The organism is Mucilaginibacter hurinus (genome assembly GCF_003324525.1).
GTDB classification, from domain to species: domain Bacteria; phylum Bacteroidota; class Bacteroidia; order Sphingobacteriales; family Sphingobacteriaceae; genus Mucilaginibacter; species Mucilaginibacter hurinus.
The window spans coordinates 255,026-272,788 of sequence record NZ_QGDC01000005.1 but is presented as its reverse complement, the minus strand read 5'-3'; the positions used below and the strand labels follow the sequence as shown (position 1 = coordinate 272,788).

Annotated in this window: 17 protein-coding genes and 1 pseudogene; 6 read left to right on the top strand and 12 right to left on the bottom strand. The window is 42.8% G+C overall.

Features of this window, described 5'->3' with window-relative positions; genetic code table 11:
- Positions 1–156: 156 nt before the first annotated feature.
- A complete protein-coding gene (locus DJ568_RS10610) occupies positions 157–690 on the top strand; it encodes a 5' nucleotidase, NT5C type (RefSeq protein ID WP_233496675.1) in 534 nt (177 codons plus the stop codon).
- An 86-nt stretch (positions 691–776) separates the two neighbouring features.
- Here DJ568_RS10610 and pfkA read toward each other — a convergent pair whose 3' ends face one another.
- From pfkA to DJ568_RS10590, 4 genes are read right to left on the bottom strand one after another with little or no spacing between them, the layout of a single operon-like run.
- Positions 777–1,754, bottom strand: coding sequence for a 6-phosphofructokinase (gene pfkA / locus DJ568_RS10605; RefSeq protein ID WP_114005245.1), 978 nt, complete (start codon positions 1,752–1,754; stop codon positions 777–779).
- Positions 1,751–3,445 (bottom strand): protein-disulfide reductase DsbD family protein, encoded by a 1,695-nt coding sequence (locus tag DJ568_RS10600; protein WP_114005244.1) that lies wholly within the window; start codon positions 3,443–3,445, stop codon positions 1,751–1,753. The genes pfkA and DJ568_RS10600 overlap by 4 nt, the downstream gene beginning before the upstream one ends.
- Positions 3,446–3,456: 11 nt before the next feature.
- Positions 3,457–3,900, bottom strand: coding sequence for a protein-disulfide reductase DsbD domain-containing protein (locus DJ568_RS10595; protein WP_114005243.1), 444 nt, complete (start codon positions 3,898–3,900; stop codon positions 3,457–3,459).
- On the bottom strand, positions 3,897–4,673 hold the full coding sequence (locus DJ568_RS10590; protein WP_114005242.1) for a biotin--[acetyl-CoA-carboxylase] ligase: 777 nt from the start codon (positions 4,671–4,673) through the stop codon (positions 3,897–3,899). Before DJ568_RS10590 ends, DJ568_RS10595 begins: the two co-directional genes overlap by 4 nt.
- 47 nt (positions 4,674–4,720) lie before the next feature.
- Between DJ568_RS10590 and rsfS the strand changes: the two genes are divergently transcribed.
- The 3 genes from rsfS (at position 4,721) to DJ568_RS10575 (ending at position 7,994) form a co-directional block, all read left to right on the top strand.
- Complete coding sequence (gene rsfS, locus DJ568_RS10585; RefSeq protein WP_114005241.1) at positions 4,721–5,095, top strand: ribosome silencing factor; 375 nt, start codon at positions 4,721–4,723, stop codon at positions 5,093–5,095.
- A gap of 66 nt (positions 5,096–5,161) precedes the next feature.
- On the top strand, positions 5,162–7,285 hold the full coding sequence (ftsH, locus tag DJ568_RS10580) for an ATP-dependent zinc metalloprotease FtsH (RefSeq protein ID WP_114005240.1): 2,124 nt from the start codon (positions 5,162–5,164) through the stop codon (positions 7,283–7,285).
- Between the two features lie 55 nt (positions 7,286–7,340).
- On the top strand, positions 7,341–7,994 hold the full coding sequence (locus DJ568_RS10575) for a LutC/YkgG family protein (RefSeq protein ID WP_114005239.1): 654 nt from the start codon (positions 7,341–7,343) through the stop codon (positions 7,992–7,994).
- Between the two features lie 68 nt (positions 7,995–8,062).
- Here the strand turns inward: DJ568_RS10575 and DJ568_RS10570 are convergent, their stop codons facing one another.
- Positions 8,063–9,196 (bottom strand): metallophosphoesterase, encoded by a 1,134-nt coding sequence (locus tag DJ568_RS10570; RefSeq protein ID WP_114005238.1) that lies wholly within the window; start codon positions 9,194–9,196, stop codon positions 8,063–8,065.
- Between the two features lie 349 nt (positions 9,197–9,545).
- Here DJ568_RS10570 and DJ568_RS10560 point away from each other — a divergent pair, with 349 nt between their 5' ends.
- Positions 9,546–10,616, top strand: a complete 1,071-nt coding sequence (locus DJ568_RS10560) for a PA0069 family radical SAM protein (protein WP_114005236.1) — start codon at positions 9,546–9,548, stop codon at positions 10,614–10,616.
- Positions 10,617–10,864: 248 nt separating this feature from the next.
- On the opposite strand, the gene DJ568_RS10555 is transcribed toward DJ568_RS10560, so the two are convergent.
- The 7 genes and pseudogenes from DJ568_RS10555 to DJ568_RS10530 all read right to left on the bottom strand — a co-directional run bounded on the left by DJ568_RS10555 (position 10,865) and on the right by DJ568_RS10530 (position 14,139).
- Positions 10,865–11,614: a zinc ribbon domain-containing protein gene (locus DJ568_RS10555; protein ID WP_114005235.1), complete on the bottom strand. Its 750-nt coding sequence runs from the start codon at positions 11,612–11,614 to the stop codon at positions 10,865–10,867.
- Entirely contained in the window at positions 11,614–12,711 is a 1,098-nt protein-coding gene (locus DJ568_RS10550) for a Nif3-like dinuclear metal center hexameric protein (protein WP_114005234.1), read from the bottom strand. Before DJ568_RS10550 ends, DJ568_RS10555 begins: the two co-directional genes overlap by 1 nt.
- A 10-nt stretch (positions 12,712–12,721) precedes the next feature.
- Positions 12,722–12,952 carry a DUF2905 domain-containing protein gene (locus tag DJ568_RS10545; protein ID WP_114005233.1) on the bottom strand — a complete coding sequence of 77 codons (231 nt, stop codon included), beginning with the start codon at positions 12,950–12,952 and terminating at the stop codon, positions 12,722–12,724.
- A 4-nt stretch (positions 12,953–12,956) separates the two neighbouring features.
- Entirely contained in the window at positions 12,957–13,319 is a 363-nt protein-coding gene (locus tag DJ568_RS10540) for a TM2 domain-containing protein (protein WP_114005232.1), read from the bottom strand.
- 76 nt (positions 13,320–13,395) lie between these two features.
- Positions 13,396–13,530, bottom strand: coding sequence for a hypothetical protein (locus DJ568_RS17550; RefSeq protein ID WP_262510677.1), 135 nt, complete (start codon positions 13,528–13,530; stop codon positions 13,396–13,398).
- Positions 13,531–13,550: 20 nt separating this feature from the next.
- Positions 13,551–13,613, bottom strand: a pseudogene (locus tag DJ568_RS17480) (DUF2752 domain-containing protein); the annotation flags it as partial.
- Positions 13,614–13,731: 118 nt separating this feature from the next.
- Positions 13,732–14,139, bottom strand: coding sequence for a DUF4199 domain-containing protein (locus tag DJ568_RS10530; RefSeq protein WP_114005230.1), 408 nt, complete (start codon positions 14,137–14,139; stop codon positions 13,732–13,734).
- A 162-nt stretch (positions 14,140–14,301) separates the two neighbouring features.
- On the opposite strand from DJ568_RS10530, the gene mfd reads away from it, so the two are divergent.
- Positions 14,302–17,646 carry a transcription-repair coupling factor gene (gene mfd / locus DJ568_RS10525; protein WP_114005229.1) on the top strand — a complete coding sequence of 1,115 codons (3,345 nt, stop codon included), beginning with the start codon at positions 14,302–14,304 and terminating at the stop codon, positions 17,644–17,646.
- Positions 17,647–17,763: the final 117 nt, after the last annotated feature.

The window sequence follows — 17,763 nt, the reverse complement described above, 5'->3', positions numbered from 1 at the left end:
AGTTTCTTTCAGCGGGGACGCAAAGGTACAAAAAATAAGCACATTTAAAAATCCGGGTTGTAAATAATTGAAACAGTGCAGTATTTAATTGAGTTTACCGGGCATTTTGACCGTGGAATGTTCAAATGCAGTGCCTAATAGTGTAACTTTGACACTATGAATAACAAACTACGCCTGGCGATAGACATGGATGAAGTTTTAGCTGATACCATTGGAAAATTCATCGCCATATACAATGAAAAACACAACACCGACTTTACGATAGATAAACTACAGCCCGGTAAAGAATTTCATGAATTACTGCCTGCCTACATACGCTATACATTAAGGGAATATATTAACGAGCCGGGCTTTTTCAGGGATATCCCTGTAATGCAAGGTGCACTTGAGGTAATGCCAAAACTTGCGGAAAAGTATGATGTATATATAGTTTCGGCAGCAATGGAATTTAAAAATTCGCTGGCAGATAAACTGGAATGGTTGAATGAGCATTTTCCGTACATATCCTGGACCAACATTATTTTTTGCGGCCATAAAATTGTAAATGTTGATATTATGATAGATGACCGTGTAAAGAACTTTGTAAACTTTGACGGCCGTAAATTGCTATTTACCTCACCGCATAATATGGCTTATGATGAGTATGAACGGGTAAACACCTGGGAGGAAGTGGCCGCGGCGCTTTTGTAAAAGCACACAAAACAAGAGAGGAATTTAAAAGCCGTTACGTTAGTCCGCTTTAAATTCCTCTCTTAAAATATGATTGACTGTTGTTATTATAACGACAGCACCTCAACAATTTTTACCATTGTTTTATTTATTTCCGGGCTGTGTTTTATAGCCTTTTCAAAAGGTGTGTAAGCAATTTCACCGTGTATTACACCTAACATCTCACCCCGCCTGCCTTCTTTCAGTGCTTCAACAGCTGCATAGCCTAAGCGGCTCGCCAAAACCCTATCCATACAAGTTGGCCTGCCGCCGCGCTGTATATGGCCTAATATGGATACGCGTGTATCAATATTAGGGAACTTAGCTTTTACAATGTCGCCAATCTCAAACGCTCCGCCTTCGCGCTCACCTTCAGCCACGATAACTATGCGCGATGATTTATCCTTGCGGCCATGTTCAAGCCTATACATCAGGGCATCCAGACCTAGATCTGTTTCGGGTAATAATACCGACTCGGCACCCGAGGCTACACCTGTACGCAATGCTATCAATCCCGAATCACGCCCCATCACTTCAACAATAAAAAGCCTGTCGTGTGACTCGGCGGTATCGCGTATCTTATCCACCGCATTTACAACGGTATTAATTGCCGTGTCATAGCCAATGGTAAAATCGGTACCAATTAAATCATTATCAATGGTGCCGGGCAGTCCTATAACGGGTATATCATGCTCCTCTCCCAACAGTTTAGCACCAGTAAATGTACCGTCGCCGCCTATGGCTACCAATGCATCTATCTTATGTTTTTTTAACTGGAAAAAGGCAAGTTTGCGGCCTTCGGGAGTTTGAAAATCAGTACTGCGGGCAGATTTTAAAATGGTGCCCCCGCGCTGAATAATATTTGAAACTGATTTACGGTTCATCGGCTCGTAATCGCCGTTTATCATACCCTCGTAACCGCGGCGTATGCCTGTAACCTGTAAATCATGGTATAATGCTGTACGTACTACCGCCCGTATAGCGGCATTCATTCCCGGCGAATCGCCGCCGGAGGTAAAAACTCCTATATTTTTAATCTGCGTCATTGGTTGTTATTATAGGCAGCTATGCCGCTGTCTAAAAATTTTATATAACTGCTAATGTTAAAATCTGCACCGGATGGCTTTATTATTTGATTATTACTGTGTTTCAGTAAATTACCTTCGCTATCCAGCAAAACATAAAATGGCTGCGAATTGGCATTAAACCTCGAGGCCTGTAAATCGCTCCATTTGGCGCCTAAATTAGTGATTTTTTTGCCACTAAAGGTAGATTTATACTCTTCTTTTGCTTCAAGCGGGGTTTTATCGTCAACATATAACTGTAGCAACACATAATTATCACGCAGGCGTTTAAACACTTCGGGGTTCTCCCAAACATCCACTTCCATTTTACGGCAGTTCACACAATTCCACCCGGTAAAATCTATTAGTATCGGTTTTTTAAGTTCTTTTGATACCTGCAGAGCCTGTTCATAATCATACCAGGCATCAAGCCCCCTGATTTTACCACGGCGAAATATAGCCTCATATTTTTTCTCCTTTGTCGCCGTTATCGTGTTAGTTGCTGAATGCCCGGCATTACTTAAATAAAAATCCTGTGTGGCCGGCGGGGGCAAAAATGCGCTGATAGACTTTAGCGGCGCACCCCACAAACCGGGCACCATATAAGCTACAAAGGCAAAAACAATAATGGCTAAAAATGTACGCGGAACCGTCAGGTAAGGCAGTTCACTATCATGCGAAAACCTGATCTTGCCGATGAGGTATAAGCCCATCAAAAAAAATATAGCTATCCAAAGTGATAAAAATATTTCGCGGTCAAACCAATCCCAGTGATAAGCCAAATCGACATTTGACAGGAACTTAAGTGCAAAGGCCAGCTCCAAAAAGCCCAGCACCACTTTAACGCTGTTTAACCACCCACCAGATTTCGGAAGACTTTTTAAAGCCGACGGGAACATAGCGAAAGCCGCAAACGGCAGTGCCAATGCTACTGAGAAGCCGAACATCCCGACAGCGGGACCCAATCGTTCGCCCTTAGATGCCGCATCAACCAGCAAGGTGCCTATTATTGGTCCGGTGCATGAAAATGAAACAACCACCAGCGTGGCTGCCATAAAAAATATGCCTGCCAGGCCTCCCTTGTTTGAGTTTTCATCGAGCTTATTGGCAAGTGAGCCCGGTAACGTAATTTCAAACGCGCCCAAAAATGATATGCCGAATACTACCAGTAACAGGAAAAAGAATATATTAAATATGCCATTTGTAGCGAGCGCGTTCAACGCATCAGCACCAAAAATTAATGTTATAAGTAAACCAAGCGCCACATAGATAACAATAATAGATATGCCGTAAATTGTTGATTGTAATATTGCCTTGTTACGCGATCCTGCCTTTTTTGTAAAAAAGCTTACTGTTAAAGGCAGCATGGGATATATGCACGGCATGGTAACCGCTATAAGGCCCCCAATAAATCCTGCAAAGAATATTTGCCATAAGGTTTGAGGACTTTCGTTGTCCGCCGGCAGGTCTGTGTTCCCGATAACAGTGTCTGCATCTTGTTGTATCGTATCCGCTTGCCGGGCAACACTGTCCGTCGCAGCGGGCATTTCTGTAAATTCTATGCCCTCAGTTGATATGGTATCCTGGGCATTGACCACGCCTAATGCAGATACAAGAACGATTGATAAGAAAAAAAATAATGTTAACCAGCGGAAGTTGAAAGGGTATCTCATGCTAACCGCTATTAGTTTACCGGTATGCTAAACTCGGTATCGTCTTTTATACACTTAAACTCGTTGCATACCATATATTCAATACTACCCTTAACCATTGCGGCAGCCTTATTAAGTTTTATTTTCTGCTGAAATATCACGGTATTTTCAAAATAAGTAACATTGGTTTTAAAAACGGCCTCGTACTTGGTTATACCTTTAGGCTCGCTTGCTTTACCTGCCAGTGTATAATCTTTTGAAGGGGTAAATGTAAATGTGGTAGGGATTGGCCCATCATCCTTACCAAACTGCGAGTAAATGTGCCAGCCTTTTTGCACGGTTGCTTTAATCAACACCACAGCCTCTTTACTGTTTATCTTTTTTGCCGCGTACGACCACTTAACCGGTTTTTCTATCTGTGCAAATACCGTTGTAGTGAGTAGTACAGCAACTGTTAACATCAAAAATTTCTTCATGGATAGTTTATTAAAAATTCAATTTCCTTTAAATTAAACGTCACTTCTTCCTGCTGCTTTTGTAAAGCGAGCAAGCCATTTGGCTTTACCTCCTTAATAACCGCTGCAAAAACCGTGTTATTTGATTTGAAATTGCGGGTTTCGTTTAACCAGTATAAATTTTTGGTGTATTCGTCCCGTAACCATAAGTACTGCCCTGCTTTTAATTTTAAATAGCAGGCTTCTATATGACTGCAAATTTCTGACAATAATACCTTTAAATCATAATCCCTGTGTAAGATTTGCTTTACAGAGACCGCATTGGGCAAATGACCGGGGAAGTGAAACTGATTAACGTTAATGCCTATACCGGCTATGCTGTGCTTTAACTGGCTGCCCTGGATAATATTCTCTATTAATATACCGCCAAGCTTTTTGTCGCCATAGTAAATGTCGTTTGGCCACTTAATTTTTAACGCAGGCCCCAGCAATGGTTGCAGGGCGTTAAACACACCTAAACTAACCGCCCTGTTCAAATCATATTGATTTACAACAGGTAGAAATGCGGGATTTAACAACAAACTGAAAGTAAGATTTTTGCCGGGTTCGGCATGCCAGCCGTTATGCTGCTGTCCGCGCCCCGCATATTGCGACTCTGCCATAATGACCGTTCCCTCGGGTACTGGCTTGGAATTTGACACTATGTTTTTCAGGAAATTGTTGGTTGAGTCAACTTCTTTAAGTGTCACAAAATTTTGTCCAACAAATAATCCCGAAAATATGTTATTTTGCAAAGTATAATATTCTTATAAATTAAATCGTTCAAAACTAATTCTTTTTGATGGTAAAAAATAAAGTGATAAGTGAGTCCGCTTACATTTCTGAATTAGCCATACACGGCATACAGGAAAAAAAGGGGAATGATATTGTGAGGTTGGATCTTCGGAACATATTTAGTTCAGTTTCTGATTATTTTGTAATATCCCATGCCGACTCATCAACCCAGGTTAGGGCCATTGCCAACAGCGTTGAAGAGGAGATATTTAAAGCTACCGGGCAAGAACCATGGCGTAAAGAAGGGCTTGAATACAACGAATGGATTTTGCTTGATTATGTGGATGTTGTTATACACATCTTCAGGACTGATAAACGCGAATTTTACGGCGTAGAAGATCTGTGGGGCGATGCCGAAATTAAAAGTTATAAAAGCGCTTAAACTCCTTCAATACAATACATGTAAATTGTTAATTATTGATTGTAAGTTTGAGCCAGGTAAAATAAAATGAAAGATAAAAAGTTGCAAAAGCCAAATCCTATACGGAAAGTACCAAATAAAAAAATAACACCAAAACCCCCTAAGTTTAACCTGATGTGGCTGTATGGGGTAGTTATTATAGCCTTGCTAGTTATACCCCCGATCTTAGACAGTTCGCGCGGAACTATGATAAATTACAAAACTTTTGAAACTAAAATGCTTAAACAGCATGATGTTGAAAAGGTTGAAGTATATAAGAGCGGCGAGTTAGTTTATGCGGATGTGTATATCAAAAAAGATGCACTGAAAAACAAGCCTGAGTATGCCGAAATAAATAAAAATAAACGTTCGTTAAGCATGTCAGATGGCCCGCAGTATACGTTTACGGATGCATCCTACGAAAGCTTGAAGCAATCCATTAACAACGCTGAGAAGGACTTACCTGATACCCAGAAAACGCCTATAGTTTATGTGCAGCACGAAAACTGGCTGTCGAGCCCTTTCCTGCAGTTTGTATTGATGGGTGTAGTACTTGTTGTGGTTTGGATGTTTATTATGCGCCGTATGAGCGGTGGAGCCGGCGGCGGTCCTGGCGGCCAGATTTTCAATATTGGCAAATCAAAAGCTACGCTGTTTGATAAAGAAGCACAGGTATCAGTTACGTTTAATGACGTGGCCGGTTTGGAAGAGGCGAAGCAGGAAGTTATGGAGATTGTAGATTTCCTTAAAAACCCCAAAAAATATACCAACCTGGGTGGTAAAATACCTAAGGGTGCGTTGTTGGTAGGATCGCCGGGTACCGGTAAAACCTTGCTGGCTAAAGCCGTTGCAGGCGAAGCACAGGTGCCTTTCTTTTCACTATCCGGATCGGACTTTGTGGAAATGTTTGTGGGTGTGGGTGCTTCCCGTGTACGCGATTTATTCCGCCAGGCTAAAGATAAAGCGCCGTGTATCATTTTCATTGATGAGATAGACGCTATTGGCCGCGCACGTGGTAAAAACAATATTGTGGGCGGCAACGATGAGCGTGAGAATACGCTGAACCAGTTACTGGTAGAGATGGATGGTTTCGGTACCGATTCTGGTATTATTATACTGGCGGCCACTAACCGGCCGGACGTACTTGACTCTGCTTTACTTCGCCCCGGCCGTTTTGACAGGCAGGTATCTATTGATAAACCGGACCTGGTAGGCCGTGAGCAAATATTTAAGGTGCACTTAAAACCTGTTAAGCTTGCCGAAGGCGTTGACGCTAAAAAACTTTCGGCACAAACACCGGGTTTTGCAGGGGCTGAAATTGCCAACGTTTGTAACGAGGCTGCCCTGATAGCCGCCCGTAAAAACAAAGAGGCGGTGGATATGCAGGACTTTCAGGACGCGATTGACCGTGTGATTGGTGGCCTTGAGAAGAAGAACAAGATTATATCGCCCGAAGAAAAACGCATTGTGGCTTACCACGAAGCTGGCCACGCTATTGCCGGTTGGTTTTTAGAGCATGCAGACCCGTTGGTAAAAGTTTCGATAGTTCCTCGTGGTGTTGCGGCATTGGGCTATGCACAATACCTGCCTAAAGAGCAATTTTTATATACTACCGAGCAATTGCTTGACGGTATGTGTATGACTTTGGGCGGACGTGTAGCTGAAGATATTACCTTCGGAAAAATATCTACCGGCGCGCAAAACGACCTTGAGCGAATTACCAAACTGGCTTATGCTATGGTTACTATATACGGCATGAACGAAAAGGTAGGCAATGTATCATTTAACGATACGCAAGGCGAGTACCAGTTTAACAAACCTTACTCCGAAAAAACCTCCGAGCTGATTGACCAGGAGGTACGCAACCAGATTAACGCTGTTTATGACCGCACCAAGCAATTGCTTATTGACAAACGCGATGGTTTAGAGAAACTGGCAAACAAACTTTTAGAAAAAGAGATCTTATTCCAGTCAGATCTTGAAGAGATATTAGGTAAACGTCCGTTTGATCACCGTACTACGTATGATGAATTTGTAAACGGAACTGAAGGCGATTCAAACCAGGAGCCCGCAGCGCAAAACCTGGTACATGAAGGCGTGAGCGATCATTCAGGCACTTTTAACCGTAATCCGGAAGAAAAGGATGCCAGCGGCACTGACACGGCCAGGTAAATAGTTTTTATTAAAAAGCCACCCGCTTCACGGCGGGTGGCTTCTTTTTTTACGCATGAGGGATATAACTACAGCTAAAGAAAAGCTTTTAAAAAAAATCCGCAAGGCACTGTTGGAGAAAAGGGACAACCCTTACCCAAACCTCGAAGAGCAGCCACTGTATCCGCCCATGGATGATATGCTGGAAATTGTTTTTGCAGAAGAGTTTACGGCAGTAAAGGGTCAGTTTGTTTTTTGCGAAAGCGAAATAGACTTTATTGAAAACCTTATTGAACTGGCCGAGGAACGCAAATGGCACAAAATTTACTGTTGGGAACCCGGCTTGCAGCAAATATTAAAACAATACGGATATCCTTACTTTGAAACCGATAAAGACTTTGACCAGGCACAGGTAGGCTTTACATTATGTGAGGCACTTATAGCGCGCAATGGCAGTGTTATGCTGAGTAACGGTGATATGGCCGGCCGGAGGCTCAGTATTTACCCGCCTGTACACATTGTACTGGCGTATAGTTCACAGCTTGTTCCTGACATTAAGGATGCTCTTAAACTCATTAAAACTAAATACGGGAGTAACCTGCCTTCAATGATAACAACCGTTACCGGGCCCAGCCGCACAGCAGATATAGAAAAAACACTTGTGTTGGGAGCCCACGGACCTAAAGAACTGTTTGTGTTTATGCTTGATGGCGAACCCTTAACACCCTGAACGGGTTGTCTAAAAAATACGGGCCCACAACTTATCGGTTTACAAACGCTTCGCACAATAATCTAACTTTATTCTTCAGAAGGAACGGTCGAAACACTTTCTGGCGTAGCCATAGGTTTGATAAGCTCGCTCAATGTTGTTTCATCCAATACGAAACGCTTACTTGTCCCGTTCGCATCGTATTCCCACTTTATAAGCCTGATACAGTCTTCGCATATTTCTATACCGGTTATATCGCCATCACTAAAACAACAGCAGCCGGTATTGAAGTAGGTAGGTTTATAAGCAGTAAAATTGGGGATGGTTTCCCCTTCATATTGTTTTATGTTCACCTGTTTTTGCAAATCGGCCATCTTATTTAAATTATTGGCTGCTTTTGCTTTTAATAATTCGTTATACAATTTTTCCAGATGTGTAAATGAAGCGAACACCGGTTGATGTGTATGGCCGGTAATAAGCAACATATTTTCTTTTTCTGCAACCCATTCGTACATAATACGGTTATGATCGGTTTTCAGCTGGTTATTATAGGCAGGCGTGTTCAGGTTAATTTGCAAAAATGATTGCAGCGGCGCCCAAATATTTGATACGAACCATTTGCTAAACCAGTTACCGTCACTTTGCCTGTCGCCCTGGTGGCCATGTGTTAAAAAAATTGATAAAGGTTGGTTATCAATGGTTGTTTTTAATACTGCACCTTCATATACTTTTATCGACTCGCCGTATACCTGCAACACGCTAAGCGCAGCCAGGGGGTCATTATCCCAATAAAGATCGTGGTTGCCAAATATTTTTATAAACGCTTTTCGTTTTAAAAATTCCCGCTCCATAGCAAAAGTAGCTTTGTTATGGCTATTTACTGTGATAAACAGATTGCCCCAAAGCTCTTCACTATCGCCTAAGTTTATGTAAGTATAGTCTTTGCTGTTATAGTGTTCCAGCGCGGCCAGGTAGTTATTTTCGGCCAGTGCGAATATATCTGAACGATCGCGTCCACCCTTGTGCTGGTCAGACAGGATCACGAACTTATCTTTAGTGCTATCGAAATCAATTACCGGACCCTTTTTACCTCTGCCGGCCACAATATTATTATACAACCTGTTAAGGGCCACGTAGACACGTCGCTTATCCGGCCGTGATGAATATTTGTCGGCCAGGCGCGATACCGGTTTGGTCAGCAAGCGTTGCAGGAATTTTCGCATCAAATGGTTAATGCGGGCCGCTCTGATTTGTTTTATTATAACTTATAAAAAATCCCTTGCGCCTTTAGGCACAAGGGACCGATCTTTATATTTAGCAGAAAATACCCCTATTTTTTATGATGCGAACCGGCATGCTGAAACACATCATATTCTGCCGGCACAAATATGTGATATACCCTCCTTCAAAAAAATACCTACTTCACGGTATTTTTAATGATCAAAAGAGCATAATCATTTATTGGTGGCAACTGATTGCGGCACATTCCTGATGCTTGCTTGTTAGTACAAAACATGAAAATTAAAATATTAACCCTTTGCTATTGCTAAAAATATTAGCAAATTTGTAGCTATGTCGCATGAGGATAATTCGGAGTTTTTTAAGGGCAGGGGTGCGCAGGTTAACGTGCATAACAAGTTTTTAAAAAATAAATACGTTTTAGAGCATATAGAAGGGGTTGACGAGGTTATGCTGGAAAACACCGGGACGCAAATTTTTGAAGAAACTACAAAAAAAATAGTGAGCGAATCTAACAGTCCCGACCTTAGCCATATGCATTCCATCAACCCGTACCAGGGATGCGAACATGGCTGCATATACTGCTATGCACGCAACAGCCACGAATATTATGGCTTCAGCGCCGGGCTTGATTTTGAGCGCAAGATCATTGTAAAACGTAATGCTGCCGAACTACTTGAGCAATACTTTAATAAAAAGAATTATGAGCCTGTTTGCATAGTACTTTCAGGAAACACCGATTGCTATCAACCCATTGAGCGTAAGCTGAAGATTACCCGCGCATTACTGCAGGTATTTTTAAAGTATCGCAACCCCGTAAGCTTTATCACCAAAAATAACCTCATTTTGCGCGACCTGGATATAATAAGTGAGTTGGCCAGGATGAACCTTGTGCATGTTAATGTATCTATTACATCTCTTAACGAGCAGTTGCGCCAAAAACTGGAACCCCGTACCGTAACAGCCACCGGCAGGCTGGCTGTAATACAAAAGCTATCGCAAAGCGGCGTACCCGTGAGGGTTATGGCTGCCCCCATCATCCCGGGCCTCAATAGCAACGAGGTACCCGATATTATAAAGGCCGCCGCCGACCGTGGAGCGGTGTCGGCAGGGTTTACCATGGTACGCCTTAATGGCGCCATTGCTGAAATATTTACAGACTGGATACACAAAGCCTTTCCGGACAGGGCCGAGAAGGTATTAAACATGATAAAAGCCTGCCACAACGGAAGACTGAATGACAGCGACTTTGGCCGTCGGATGAGCGGGGACGGTAAAATAGCTGAATCCATACACCAGATGTTTAGCATGGCTACCAACCGTTTTATGGCCGGGCGTGATATGCCACCGTTTGACTATACGTTATTCATGCCTAAGAGCGGTAAGCAAACCAAGTTGTTTTAGGAGTATGCCATAAGCATAGATAGTGCTAGCTTAACACCCAACAATTTAAAGAGTTGCTATCTTTGTATCCGGAAAACTTAAATACCCGTTATGAGCCCTGATACCGTACTATCCGTTTGGCCAATCATTAACCTGACAGTTTTGGGTGTGGTAATTTATTTGATATACCGCTATTTCACCAATCAAAAGCTTAAGAAATAAAAAAAGCGCCCTGGTGGACGCTTTTAAATATTGCTGAAGGATTTTAATTAAGCATTCGCTTCTTCGTTCTCCAAAGCCATTTGCTCATCAACCAATATACGGCCGCAATGCTCGCAAACAATAATCTTTTTGCGCTGGCGAATGTCACTCTGGCGCTGAGGCGGAATTTGGTTGAAACAACCTGAGCACGAATCACGTTGAATGGTTACTACCGCTAACCCATTTTTAGCGTTTTTACGCAAACGGTTGTAAGCAATAAGCAAACGCTCTTCAATACCCACGGTAGCTTTATCAGCCTGCGAAACCAATTCAGTTTCTTCTTTCTCGGTCTCGGCTGTGATAGTACCTAACTCGTCTTTTTTAGCATTCAAATCGCTTTTGCGGCTTTCAAGGTCGGCAAGGGCTTTTTCATAAACCTGGGTTTTGCTCGCTATTTCAAAGCCGTATTCACGTATCTTCTTCTCGCTTACCTGTATGTCAAGGCCTTGTATCTCAATTTCTTTTGATATAGCATCATACTCGCGGTTGTTTTTAACCTCATTAAGCTGTGCCTCGTATTTCTTAATATTTGCCTGCGCGTCCTTTATCAGGTTCTTACGCGTTACAATATCATCCTCAATATCATCAAGCTCACCTTTAAGCTTCTGTATACGGGTTTCAAGACCTGCAACATCGTCCTCAAGGTCGGCAACCTCAACAGGCAGTTCACCACGCACCTGGCGTATTTTATCAATCTTTGTATGTACTGCTTGCAGATCGTATAAAGCTTTTAGCTTTTGTTCAACGGTTTGTTCCATTAAATAAAATATTTGACGGGGTTTGTATTTATCGTTGTTAAACGGACGGCAAAGGTAACAAATTTTTTCCTAATTATTTCATACAATAATTCCTGCGTAAATTGCTCACTTTCAAAATGCCCGATATCCGCTATCACTATTTTTCCATCGGCATCAAAAAACTCGTGGTATTTATAATCAGCAGTAACAAATATATCTGCACCGGCGGCCATGGCATGCCTTAATAAAAACCCGCCGGCCCCTCCGCACACAGCCACTTTCCGTACAGGCCTACCTCTTAAAGCGGTGTGCCTTATCACGCCGGTTTGCATGTTTTCCTTTATTAATTGTAAAAATTCTTCCTCGCTTACAGCTTCATCCAATTCGCCGATCATTCCTGAACCTACCTGCTGATGGCGGTTGGTTAAATTGTACAGATCATAGGCCACCTCTTCATAAGGGTGAGCGAGCACCAGGGTCATTACAATTTTGCTTTCTATGTTAGCAGGGTATATCATCTCGATACGCAATTCATCCTCGTGATGACGTACACCGGGCTCGCCCACGTAAGGGTTTGTTCCTTCATCGCCCTTAAACGTTCCGGTACCATCTGTACTGAAACTGCACTCGCTGTAATTGCCTATGCTGCCGGCACCTGCTTTAAACAACGCGTTTTTTACTTGTTCGGCGTGGTCAACAGGCACGTAAGTAACAAGTTTTTTTAGGATCCCGCTTTTGGGTGCCAGGATGCGCAAATTGGTTAAACCAAGCGTTTCGGCAATACGGGTGTTTACACCACCAACAATATTATCAAGGTTGGTATGTATGGCATAAATAGCTACATCATTTTTAATAGCTTTTTCAACCACACGTTCTACGTAAGTATTGCCATTAAATCTTTTTAATCCTTTGAAAACAATGGGGTGATGCGATATGATAACTTCACACCCGGTAACAATAGCTTCGTCAACCACCGCTTCTGTACAATCGAGCGAGATTAAAGCCTGGCTGATTTCTTTATCCGGTCTGCCCACAATAAGCCCGGCATTATCATAATCTTCCTGGTAAGCCAGTGGAGCAAGGCTCTCTAAATAATCTGTTAACTGCGACAGCTTCATAATACCGAAGTTAGTTAATCCAGCGCCAAATTCGTATCAGCAAAAAAATAATTAAGTTAATAAGCAGCAATGTAGTGAGGGGGAAGTAAAAGTTAAAATTCTCGCGCTCCACCCGGATATCACCCGGGAGGCGCCCAATCCAATTAAGCCTGCCTCCAAAAAAATAAATGATTAAGCCGGCTAGTACTATGACCAGGCCGGCTGCTATAATATATTTACCTGTTTCGCTATTGAGCGGCATATTATTAATTATACATTTTAGCTATCTGAAAGCTTTCATAAGCCATTTTCTTATTGTATTCAGTAGTAAGGTTTTTATAGTTAGCGATGTCAATTATTGTACCGATGAAGCAAAAACCTGCAGTTAGCAAATATAATATGCCCATCAACACCTGGCCAACTATAAAGCGCTGAACACCGGCTATTCCAATAAAGCCTAAGAGTGTAAACAAAACCAAATCCTGCGGGTTTCGGCGTTTGGCTGAATATATGGTTAAAAACCGGGCTTTCCTTTGCTCGTCAAGTTCGGCGGTAACCTGTTGTAAAATTAGTACTTCCTCGGCAGTGATGCCAGGGAACGCGAAATATGAATCATTTGGTGAGTACATAACTTTTGTTTTTAGTGATTGTCGTTTTAATTAATGATGTAAAGATAAGGGCTCATTAAAACGTATGCCAGGTATATTAGGTCAGGTATTTAAACAAGTCGGTAAGCGAAGTAGTTTTAACGGTGAAATTTATGTGAAGATTCGCCGACGCGGGGTTAAAAGTTGATATACTCTCCAGCAAATAGCCACTAATGCCGGTATGCCCAGCCAATGTGCCTCAAATGAATTTTTGATATCTCCTCTGAAAAGCCATGAAATAGAATGGCCCAGGCCGCAGCCTGGGCACCAACTCATCCCCGCCATCTTTACGGGGCATAAGCTAAAGTGTGTTTTAAGTGCCGGGTCAGTGATAGCGAGCGCTAACAATCCGGCTACCCAAAATATCAGTTCGAGGTATTTTGATAAAAATCTTTTAATCAACTTTATTGCTTTTGGTTGTATACAATAAAGATACACCCAAAGCACTCAATAAACCAACTAACAGCGCACCAAACATACGGCCCGAAAAATCCTGGAAGTTATTGGCTTCAGCCACCCAGTTTATGTAGGCAATGCCGGCAAATACAGCTATTATACCACCAAATAACAATATTTTAAAACTTTGTACCAAAGCTTCTAAAAATCCCATATTTCCGCCCAGGTAATTGTCGCGGTAATCTTTTATGCCGATTAATAAACCAATAATGGGTATTAGCACAGATATATATTCAAACGGAGAAACCTTTGAATCTTCCAGGCCATAGCCCATTTTGTACATAATAAACAGCCAAAGGCCACTAAAAATACCGATAACTAAACCGGATAATAATGCGTTTTTCATCGTAGTAAGTATTAAAGCCAGGTTAAAATAAACGGCCGGATTCCGTACAGGCCGCCGGCTCTGATCATAAAAGGATTTTTGATACTGTTTTGTTTGAACTCACTGTCAAAATTTGCCTAGGGAACTTAAAAGTGGGTTTTTTTGAGGTATATTTGCGCAGTTTTGAATATACGTGACATTTTAGAGCGTTACAAAGCTGATAGCCGCATTACTGCATTGGCGGCCGCCCTTAATGCCAAAAAGGCACCAAGGATACAGCTTCGTGGTTTGGTGGGATCAAGTGATTCGGCCATGGCGGTAGCTTTGTACTTTTTGCAGCACAAGCACATGGTTTTTGTGCTGCCCGAGCGTGAAGAAGCTGCTTACTTTCAGGCAGATTTAGAAAACCTTACCGGTAAAGAGGTGCTGCTTTTCCCCTCATCATACCGCAAACCGTTTGAATTTACACAACCCGACAGCAGCAATGTACTTGCACGGGCAGAGGTACTGAATGAGCTTAATCACAGTGCAGAGTACGGCCGCCTGGTAGTAACTTATCCGGAGGCTTTGGCTGAGAAGGTGATTGATCGCGCTTCGCTGGAAAAAAACACCCTCGAAATTGCTGTTAACTATAGCCTGAATATTGACTTCATTATTGAATTTTTAGTAGAGTATGATTTTGAACGGGTTGATTTTGTTTACGAACCCGGGCAATTTTCGGTAAGGGGAGGTATAGTAGATATTTTTTCATTTTCGCATAACCTGCCCTACCGGGTAGAGTTTTTTGGCGACCATATAGAATCTATCCGGACTTTCGAAATAGAGAGTCAGCTGTCTGAAGAAAAGGTAAAAAGCATCACCATAGTACCTAATGTTCAATCCAAATTTTTAACTGAAAACAATATATCGCTGTTAGAATATGTAGAACCGAGTACGCAGGTTTGGATAAAAGATGTTCAGTTTACGCTGGATATTATACAAACCGGCTTTAAAAAAGCTACCCAGCTATGGAAGGCGCTATCGGCAGATGAGAAGGCACAAAACCCTGATTGGATAGACCCTAAATTTGGCTTTACAGACGAAAAGCTAATTGCCGACCAACTTAGCGATTTCCCTGTTGTAGAGTTTGGCAAGCAATTTTTTTACCATGCTGATAACGCCATCAATTTTGATATGCGGCCGCAGCCATCTTTCAACAAAGACTTTACGCTGCTGATACATAACCTTAAAAACAACGAGGCAGAAAAGATTGAAAACTACATCGTAACAGATTCGGCCCGGCAAATAGAGCGGTTGTACGCCATTTTAGATGATTTGGATAAAAGCGTAACGTTTACCCCGGTTAACATTGCGCTGCGGGAGGGGTTTATTGACCACGAGCAAAAAATAGCGTGCTATACTGATCACCAGATATTTGATCGATACTATAAATATAAACTAAAAAAAGGCTACCAGCGTTCTCAGGCTATTACCCTGAAGGAATTAAGGGAGTTAAAACCTGGTGACTATGTGACCCATATTGATCATGGCATAGGTAAATATGCCGGGTTGGAAAAGGTAGAGGTATCGGGCAAGCAACAGGAAATGATAAGGCTGGTTTATGCCGACAACGACCTGCTGTATGTAAATATCAATTCGCTTAACCGCATATCAAAATACAGCGGTAAGGAAGGCACTGTACCCAAGATGAATAAGTTGGGAACAGACACCTGGGAGCGGCTGAAAAAAACAACAAAAAAAAAAGTTAAGGACATAGCCCGCGACCTGATAAAGCTTTATGCCCTGCGTAAGTCGCAACATGGCAATGCTTTTTCGCCCGATAGTTATTTACAAACTGAGCTTGAAGCATCTTTTTTGTACGAAGATACCCCTGACCAGGAAAAAGCAACGGCCGACTTTAAAAAGGACATGGAATCCCCGCACCCTATGGACCGCCTGATATGCGGCGACGTAGGTTTCGGTAAAACTGAAGTAGCCGTGCGCGCTGCCTTTAAAGCCGTGGCTGATAGTAAGCAGGTAGCCATACTGGTACCAACCACCATATTGGCGGCTCAACACTACAAAACCTTTTCAGACAGGCTGAAGGACTTCCCGTGTAATATAGATTACATTAACCGCTTTAAATCTAATAAAGAGATTAAGGCAAGTCTGGAAAAACTTAAGGAGGGTAAAGTTGATATCATTATAGGCACCCACCGGCTGGTAAGCAAGGATGTAAAGTTTAAGGACCTGGGGCTGATGATTATTGACGAGGAACAGAAGTTCGGGGTATCTACAAAAGAGAAACTAAAACAGATGCGGGCCAATGTAGATACGCTCACCCTAACCGCGACACCTATCCCCCGTACCCTGCACTTCTCGCTAATGGGCGCGCGCGATTTATCCATTATCTCTACTCCGCCGCCTAACCGCCAACCCGTGGTTACCGAGCTGCATGTGTTTAATGATACGCTGATAAAGAACGCGGTAGAGTTTGAACTGGAACGCGGTGGCCAGGTATTTTTTATACACAACCGGGTGGCCGACCTGCCGCAGTTGGGCGGACTGATACATAAGCTGGTGCCCAAAGCCCGTGTGGGCATAGCCCACGGCCAGTTAGAGGGCGACGCGCTGGAAGATGTGATGCTTAAGTTTGTTAATGCCGACTATGATGTACTCGTAGCTACTACTATCATTGAGGCTGGACTTGATATACCCAATGCTAACACCATCATTATTAACCATGCGCACATGTTTGGTTTGAGTGATTTACACCAGATGCGAGGCCGGGTTGGCCGCAGCAACAAAAAGGCTTATTGTTATCTGCTTAGTCCGCCGTTATCAACTCTTACTAATGAGGCGCGCAAACGCTTAAGCGCTATAGAGGAATTCAGCGATCTGGGCAGCGGTTTCAATGTTGCCATGCGCGACCTTGACATCCGCGGCAGCGGAAACTTGCTGGGTGCCGAGCAAAGCGGATTTATAGCGGAAATTGGCTTTGAGATGTACCACAAAATATTGGATGAGGCTATACAGGAACTAAAGGAGGATGAATTTAAAGGTGTTTTCCCGGATGACAAGCCGCGGCCATTTATTTCATTTACCCAGATAGATACCGACCTGGAGATTCTGATACCTAATGAGTACGTAACCAACCTATCTGAACGCTATAACCTGTACACAGAACTATCCAAACTAGAAAACGAAACCCAGCTGGCAGCTTTTGAACAGCAGTTGCATGACAGGTTTGGTCCAATACCACCGCAGGTTACCGATTTGCTGAATACTATGCGCATGCAATGGCTGGGTAAAGCTATCGGGTTCGAAAAAATATCACTGAAAAAGAATGTGCTGCGTGGCTATTTTATTACCAACCAGCAGTCGCCGTATTTTGAAACAGCGGCCTTCAGGCAGGTACTTAATTTTGTGCAGGCCAATCCCCGCCGCACTAATTTAAAGGAGGTAAAAAGTACCTTAAGGTTAAGTATTGAGGGTGTTGCCGGAATTGACGAAGCGTTGGAGTTGTTAGAGGAAATAGTTACCCCCTAACCCCCTAAAGGGGACTTTTGAAACGCCCAAATGCAAGATTCCTTGCGCTCTTCTGCGACGCGCGCTTAAGTGCTTAATATGGTCTTTGGATTGTATCGCTTACGCATTGCTAACGCT

Coding starts and splice junctions, on each gene's coding strand:
- DJ568_RS10610 (WP_233496675.1), top strand. CDS start 157: ATGAATAACAAACTACGCCTGGCGATAGACATGGATGAAGTTTTAGCT.
- pfkA (WP_114005245.1), bottom strand. CDS start 1,754: ATGACGCAGATTAAAAATATAGGAGTTTTTACCTCCGGCGGCGATTCG.
- DJ568_RS10600 (WP_114005244.1), bottom strand. CDS start 3,445: ATGAGATACCCTTTCAACTTCCGCTGGTTAACATTATTTTTTTTCTTA.
- DJ568_RS10595 (WP_114005243.1), bottom strand. CDS start 3,900: ATGAAGAAATTTTTGATGTTAACAGTTGCTGTACTACTCACTACAACG.
- rsfS (WP_114005241.1), top strand. CDS start 4,721: ATGGTAAAAAATAAAGTGATAAGTGAGTCCGCTTACATTTCTGAATTA.
- ftsH (WP_114005240.1), top strand. CDS start 5,162: ATGAAAGATAAAAAGTTGCAAAAGCCAAATCCTATACGGAAAGTACCA.
- DJ568_RS10575 (WP_114005239.1), top strand. CDS start 7,341: ATGAGGGATATAACTACAGCTAAAGAAAAGCTTTTAAAAAAAATCCGC.
- DJ568_RS10570 (WP_114005238.1), bottom strand. CDS start 9,196: ATGCGAAAATTCCTGCAACGCTTGCTGACCAAACCGGTATCGCGCCTG.
- DJ568_RS10560 (WP_114005236.1), top strand. CDS start 9,546: ATGTCGCATGAGGATAATTCGGAGTTTTTTAAGGGCAGGGGTGCGCAG.
- DJ568_RS10555 (WP_114005235.1), bottom strand. CDS start 11,614: ATGGAACAAACCGTTGAACAAAAGCTAAAAGCTTTATACGATCTGCAA.
- DJ568_RS10550 (WP_114005234.1), bottom strand. CDS start 12,711: ATGAAGCTGTCGCAGTTAACAGATTATTTAGAGAGCCTTGCTCCACTG.
- DJ568_RS10545 (WP_114005233.1), bottom strand. CDS start 12,952: ATGCCGCTCAATAGCGAAACAGGTAAATATATTATAGCAGCCGGCCTG.
- DJ568_RS10540 (WP_114005232.1), bottom strand. CDS start 13,319: ATGTACTCACCAAATGATTCATATTTCGCGTTCCCTGGCATCACTGCC.
- DJ568_RS10530 (WP_114005230.1), bottom strand. CDS start 14,139: ATGAAAAACGCATTATTATCCGGTTTAGTTATCGGTATTTTTAGTGGC.